The 6,052-nt window shown below is 67.9% G+C and carries 4 protein-coding genes; 2 read left to right on the top strand and 2 right to left on the bottom strand.

Annotated features, from left to right (window positions below; genetic code table 11):
- Window positions 1–112: 112 nt before the first annotated feature.
- A protein-coding gene (locus tag ACIF80_RS36745) for an IS5 family transposase (RefSeq protein ID WP_399813190.1) occupies window positions 113–921 on the bottom strand; the annotation gives its coding sequence in 2 pieces (ribosomal slippage) (window positions 113–601 and window positions 604–921; 807 coding nt in all).
- 575 nt (window positions 922–1,496) lie between these two features.
- Between ACIF80_RS36745 and ACIF80_RS36740 the strand changes: the two genes are divergently transcribed.
- The gene (locus ACIF80_RS36740) at window positions 1,497–3,224 is read left to right on the top strand and encodes an ATP-binding cassette domain-containing protein (RefSeq protein WP_399813198.1); all 1,728 of its coding nucleotides are present in this window, start codon (window positions 1,497–1,499) and stop codon (window positions 3,222–3,224) included.
- 53 nt (window positions 3,225–3,277) lie between these two features.
- Window positions 3,278–4,228 (top strand): NUDIX domain-containing protein, encoded by a 951-nt coding sequence (locus ACIF80_RS36735; RefSeq protein WP_399813187.1) that lies wholly within the window; start codon window positions 3,278–3,280, stop codon window positions 4,226–4,228.
- A gap of 119 nt (window positions 4,229–4,347) precedes the next feature.
- On the opposite strand, the gene ACIF80_RS36730 is transcribed toward ACIF80_RS36735, so the two are convergent.
- A complete protein-coding gene (locus tag ACIF80_RS36730) occupies window positions 4,348–5,688 on the bottom strand; it encodes a hypothetical protein (RefSeq protein WP_399813184.1) in 1,341 nt (446 codons plus the stop codon).
- Between the last annotated feature and the right edge of the window lie 364 nt (window positions 5,689–6,052).

The raw sequence follows: 6,052 nt of genomic DNA, 5'->3' as shown, positions 1-6,052 counted from the left end.
TCGCTGCCATTGCTGTCCGTTGCTTGTCCAACCCACTCATGCCAGACCAACGAACCATCAATCGGAAAGCCACGGTTTATTGATCTGCGAGCCCTTAGAGCTTGTAACACGATCATGGTCGGGCCTTCTTGAGGCGTCGATAGCAGATGAGGCTGCAGGCGAGGGAGATGAAGGCGTCGTGGAGTTCGGTGCGGCGTTCCCAGCGGAGGGCGAGGCGTTTGATGTGGTGGAGCAGGGTGAAGGTCTGCTCGACGACGTAGCGGAGCTTGCCCAAACCCTTGATGTTCGGGCGGCCTTTATGGGAGATGACGGGCAGGATCCGCCGGTGACGCAGCTCCTCACGGTTCGGGTTGGAGTCGTAGCCCTTGTCGCCGAGCAGGGCTTCGGGACGGCGGCGTGGCTGGCCGGGGCGTCCCGCGACGGGCGGGATGCCGTCGACCAGGGCAAGGGTCTGGGTGACGTCGTTAACGTTGGCCGCGGTTGTGATGACCTTGAACGGGGTGCCGCGTCCGTCGCAGATCAGGTGGTGTTTGCTGCCCGTTTTCCGCCGGTCGACCGGCGACGGACCGGTGTCGGCGCCCCCTTTTTCGCGCGGATGTGGGAACCGTCTACGCACGCCCGTGACCAGTCGAGTTCGCCGGTCGCGTTCAGCTCGGCGAGCAGGGTCCGGTGCAACCGGTCGAAGATCCCTGCCTTCTGCCACCGTTCCAGGCGGCGCCGGCAGGTCTGTCCGGAGCCGAATCCCAGCTCCGGAGGTAGAAGTTGCCAAGCTATGTCGTTGTGGAGGACGAACAGGGTGCCCTGGAGACAGAGCCGGTCGTCCACCGGCCGCGGCCCCGGCGACCGCTCCGGCCAGGGCGGCGACAACGGCTCGATCAGCGCCCACAACTCATCGTCCACAATCCACGGTCGAGTACCCACATCATCACGAACGACCAAATCAGCACACCGGTCATGACCAACCAGGACATCTCAACAAGATCGTGTTACGAACTCTTAGCCACTTGCTGACCTGGACATCGCCGCGCGAACGCCCTGCCCCACTCAAGTTCATCATCAACAAACTCCTCCTGCGCACCTTGCGCGAATCGAATCGACCGGCGGTAGGGGGTTCTGTCGCCGTAGCGAAGCGGACTCGTACGTCACTTGCGCATCAGTTGCGGCGTTTCGGCCAATCGCGACCAGGCACTGGCCCCGGCAATCCCGGGGCAGCCCGCCCCCGAGCCGTGGAACCAGCCCATTCCCACACGGACTCACTGCGACCGAAACACGTGTGTTCGATATCGCGGCCCTTGTCGTTGAGTCCGATACCGCGACCTTCCCCCGACTCCGAAACACAGGGAGACGTGCAGTTGACCTCGACCACCAGCTCCGTGCCACCACCGCCTCCCGCAGAGATCACGTACTCGGGGCACTACTCCGTCAACCCGCTGGGTGAAGCCAGTTTCCGAAGCCTGTGCGCGCAGCTCCCGTTCGTCCTGGCACGCATCACAGCCATGGCCTGGGCGATCGACCGCCGGGCTGTGCTCCTGCTGCTCGGTTGCCAGCTGGCGACGGGAACGGCAGCCGCCGTACTTCTGACGGCCACGGCCCAGGCCATGGCTCCCGTTCTCGGGGCTGGCGCTGTAGCGGACCGGCTGCGCGAGGCTCTTCCCGCCCTGGCTCTCATCGCGGCGGCGAGCGCCGTCGCCCGGACCTCGGTGGCCGTGGCCCGCTATGCCGAACGGCGCATCACGCCGCGGCTGACGACCGCGACGGACACCGCGCTCGTCGAGGCCGTCTGCCGGGTCGAGGCCGCGGCCTACGCGGGCGACGGGTTCTCCGACCGCCAGGAGGCGGCGGAGATGGGGGTGACGCGTACCCAGGTCATGGTCATGGACGCCCAGCGGTTCATGTCCGCTCTGATCAAGCTGGTCACCGCCGGCATCGTGGTCTCCGTCCTTCACTCGCTGATGCTGCCGCTCCTCCTGCTGGCCGTCGCCCCGGCCGGGATCGGAGCGGTCCTCACCGCTCGGGTCGACTACGAGATCCACTACGCGAACATCGCGGACCGAAACATCCGGGGCATGACCCGCTGGTGGGCGACCACACCGAAGTACGGGGACGAGGTCCGCGCCAATGGCATGACCGACTACCTCCTGTACTGGTATCGCGCCCTGTCCGAGCGGGTTGACCGGCGCACCGTGGCCGCGGCACCCCGGACCCTGCGGATCGCTCTCCTGTCCTCGCTCGCCGGCGGAGCGTTCCTGGCCGCGACCTGGGGGGCGCTCGCCTGGTTGGCCGTGACCGGGCGGATCGCGCCGGCCATCGCCGCCACTGCGGTCGTCGCCGTGCAGACCACGCTGGCCGCGCTGTCCCAGCTGGTCATCGAGGGGGCCGCCGTCTTCCACACAAGCCTGTATCTCGGCGACATGCAGACGTTCTTCGACGACGCCGCCGCCCGGGCACCCAAGCGGGGACGGTCGGCCGTCACCGCGCCGGTGGAGGAAATCCGGCTGGAGGAGGTCGTTTACCGCTACCCCGGCAAGGACCGGCCCGCGGTGGACGGCGTCTCGCTGACGCTGCGCCGCGGTGAGATCCTCGCCATCGTCGGCGTGAACGGCTCGGGCAAGAGCACCCTGACCCGTCTGATCACCGGTATCTACCTCGCCGACAAGGGCCGGGTCACCTGGAACGGAACCGACCTCGCCGACGCTGACCCGGCCACCGTCTGGGACTGCACCGGTCTCGTGCCGCAGATCTTCGCTCAATGGCCCCTGCGGGCCCGGGAGAACGTCACCCTCGGCCAGCCCCGCAGCCGTGACGATCGCGAAGTGTGGGACGCGGTCGACGCGGTCGGTATGCGCGAAGCGATCGAGGAACTGCCCGCTGGCCTTGACACCCTCCTCGCCCGCGAAATCTTCGGCGGCAGCGAACTCTCCGGCGGCCAGTGGCAGCGCCTGGCCTGCTCCCGAGCCCTGTACCGGCGCCCGTCCCTGCTGATCCTGGACGAACCCACCTCACAGATGGATCCCCACGGCGAGCACGCCATCTTCGAGAGGATCAAGGCCATCTCCGCCGACCGGATCACCATCGTCGTCACCCACCGGCTGGAGAACACCAAGATCGCCGATCACATCGTCGTCATGGAACAGGGCCGCCTCACCGAACGCGGCGCCTACGACGATCTCGTCCACGCCGGCGGGACCTTCTCCGACCTCCTGCGCCTGACACAGGAACGGTGAACACCGGCCCCTCGCCGACTGACCTGTCCGCCGCCGCACGAAAGGCAAACCGCGTGACCAGCAGCCCCACCACCACTGATCCGCTCCCCCGACACATCCCTGAGCCGTCCGGCACAGCGGCTCTGTTGATCGACGACGCCGGCCGGTACCTGCTGCACCTGCGCGACGCGCACAAGCCCATCTGGCGTCCTGGGCACTGGGCATGCCTGGGCGGGCACAACGAGCCCGGCGAGACGTGCGACCAGGGCATCGCACGCGAACTGCGCGAGGAGATCGGCCTGCACATTCCTGACCTGGCCCCCTTCATCGCCGTGGATACCCTCGACGCGGCCGGCAGCATGCATGACCGGGTCATGGTCTACCTCGGCACCTTGAACCAGCCCGCCCATGAGATCCCCCTACGCGAGGGCGTTCAACTGCGCTGGACGCACGCCGCCGAGACGGCCCACATGACCATGGACCCCGGCACGGCCGCCGTCATCCACGCACACCAGGCCAACCCCTTGCCCCGCGTCGGCGCCGAAGGCAGGCTCCCCACCGTACGGGTTCGGGAAGCAGGCGGACACCGGGACCGCAGCGTCGTCGGGGCCCACCTCGTCCTCATCAGCAATGGGGCCGCCCTCCTCGGTAAACGCCACCCCGGCAGTGCCTTCGCTCCCTCCACCTGGCACACGCCGGCCGGACACCGCGAGCAGAACGAGTCCGCTCTCGCCTGCATGATCCGGGAGACAGCAGAGGAAACCGGGCTCGCCGTCACCGAACGCGACCTCACGCTCGTACACACGGTCGATCTCCTCGATCCTGGTTCCCCGACCCCGCGCATCCAGCTCTTCTTCGCCGCGTCGGACTGGGAGGGCGAGCCGACCCTCCGCGAACCCGACCGGTGCACCGAGTGGCGCTGGTGGCCGCTGGCCTCACTGCCAGATCCGACCGTGGAGTACACCCGGGTCGCCTTGGAAGCCATCTCTCGTGGCGCGCCCTACACCGCCATGGGTTGGACCTGACCCAGCCGCCCCGCCACTCGGCCTGCCGGCACCGCCGTCGCAGATCGTCCTCCTCAGTGGCTGCCCTCCCAGCGCCGCTCGGGCAGCACGGGGGCCGAACACGACGTGCGGATGCCTCATCAGGAACGTACGGCCAGGACATCGCGCAGCTCACCCACGGCTGTTACGCGATGGCGGCCGGCGGGGATCGAGTGGTACAGGTCCTTCGCCCGCCGGTGTACGAGCCCGGTGCGGTATGCGGCTGGCAGGCTCTCCAGAACGGCGATCGTCCTGTGGCACGCCTGCTCGGTGTCGCCGTCGTGGTGGAGACACGTGGCCGCGTCGATGGTCAGCAGCGAGCGGGTCATGGTGCTGGTCGGCGCGGAGAGTTCCAGGGCTCGTTGCTGGCTCTGGTGGGCGTGCCGGGTGTCGCCGAGTGCGGTGAAGGCGTGGGACAGGTGGACGTGATGCTTCTGCTCGCCGTGGGTCAGCCAGGTGTCGGCTTGTGCCGCGGAATCGAGCCGTTCCATGAGCACGTCGGCGGTCTTCAGAGCTTGACGGGCCTGTTCGGGCTGGTGGGACAGGGCGTAGGCGCGGGCGGCGACGGCAGCTGCGAGGGTGGCGGCGGCGGTTGGACGGTGGCCTGCGGCCTGGCGAGCCTGATCGGCTAGATGCGCGGCGGCCTGCGGGGCACCGTAGTTGAGGGGAACCATCGCTTCGCGGGCCAGGACCCATGCATGTAGCTGGCGGTCACCGGACTCCTTTGCGGCCCGGGAGGCAGTGGCGAACCACTTTCTCGCCTCCTTGCGAGCGCCGAGGTCGTGCAGCACGATCGCGATCATCCCCGCCATTTGCCCAGCAGCACGACAGACCCGGATGCGAGTGGCGACCGGCTGCGGGGTGTCGAGGTAAGGGCGCAGATCTCTGAAGTCATTCGCGAGGTCAGCCAGTACGCGGGTCGGCGCCTGTCCGTGGTAGCCGTAGCCGTACGTCTCCGCGGCTGCCTCAAGGTCGGACAGGTCGGTTAAATCGGTGCCGGCGGCGAGCGCGAGGTCAACCGACTGTCGGGTATCGGCCAAGGCGGTCAGCGCGGTTCCGGTGAGGCCGGCGGCGATCGTGCCGCGCAGCAGCTGGCGGCGGTTCATGGGGTCGTCTCCATCGTCGGACTCCGGGTGCGGTGTCGGGGAGCTGTCTTCCCAGGGTCGCGCAGCGAGGCCCAGAAGGGCACCAGGAATCCGAAGTCCGTCTGCAACACGCTCCACGGTGTCAAGCGCCGTCATCTTTGCCTCGCCCCGGGCGACCTTGGAGGCCCGCTCGGCTTTCATGCCGCACGCTTCCCCGATCCGGTTGAAGGAGATCCCTGCGTCGTGAGCCATAGCAAACACCGTCGTGAAGTCGCGATGTTGGATGGCATTGAGGAAGGCGGGATCGCACAACAAATGCTGCGAAACGCTGGTTAATGACGGCCGTGATTCGTCCACAAGTCCCCCTTGGACTACGCAGCATGACGGCTCGTCAGAAAATACGATACCCCCACGGCGGGGCCCCCACGGCGGGGTTACCGGCAGCGGCGGGCTCGGTTTCACTGGCGAGTGCCGCGGCCGTGTCGTACGGCCGCTGATTCCCTTCCGTAGGAGGAAACTCATGGTGTCCAAGTCCCAGGCCGCCGCACGCACTGCGGGATCGACCAAGGAGACCGAGGAGATCACCGACACGGTGGTGATCGCCGTCGACGTCGAGGACGAGGAGTAACCCCCCACCCACGCATCCCGCCCCGGGTGCCCCTCCCCATTCTCGTCGGTCCTGCCTGGGCCCCGGGGGAGGGGCGCACCCTCGCGCTGCATC

Source organism: Streptomyces sp. NPDC085927, assembly GCF_044540975.1.
Lineage (GTDB): Bacteria > Actinomycetota > Actinomycetes > Streptomycetales > Streptomycetaceae > Streptomyces > Streptomyces hirsutus.
This window is presented reverse-complemented; position numbering and strand designations above follow the sequence as displayed.

Excerpts from the sequence above, each read along its gene's own strand:
- ACIF80_RS36740 (WP_399813198.1), top strand. The coding sequence starts at position 1,497 with ATGGCCTGGGCGATCGACCGCCGGGCTGTGCTCCTGCTGCTCGGTTGC.